This is a genomic window from Aeromonas sobria (genome assembly GCF_050266975.1).
GTDB classification, from domain to species: domain Bacteria; phylum Pseudomonadota; class Gammaproteobacteria; order Enterobacterales; family Aeromonadaceae; genus Aeromonas; species Aeromonas sobria_B.
This window is the reverse complement of sequence record NZ_JBKISU010000164.1, coordinates 1-216: the sequence shown is the minus strand read 5'-3', so window position 1 is coordinate 216 and position 216 is coordinate 1. Positions and strand designations below refer to the sequence as shown.

Genomic DNA, 216 nt, shown 5'->3' with positions numbered 1-216 from the left:
CCCAACCGGGGTGATTGGCCTGCTGGTGCCAACCTGTGGCAGTCTCGTGAAACAGCCGCTCAATGCTCTTGTGGCCAAGCTTTTGGCGAGCTTGCAGGAAGGCGCTGGGGGCGACGAAGGGGCGGTCGCCGGGCAGCAGGATATCGAGCTGATTGACCAGTTGGGTCATGGGGACGTTGCGGAAGATGGCCATGCCGATGATGGCCCAGACCAGGC

Annotated in this window: 1 protein-coding gene; it reads right to left on the bottom strand. The window is 63.0% G+C overall.

Annotated features, from left to right (window positions below; translation table 11 throughout):
- Positions 1-216 (bottom strand): transposase domain-containing protein (locus ACLHZ1_RS20940; protein WP_427263575.1); only part of this gene is annotated, 216 nt, incomplete at both ends.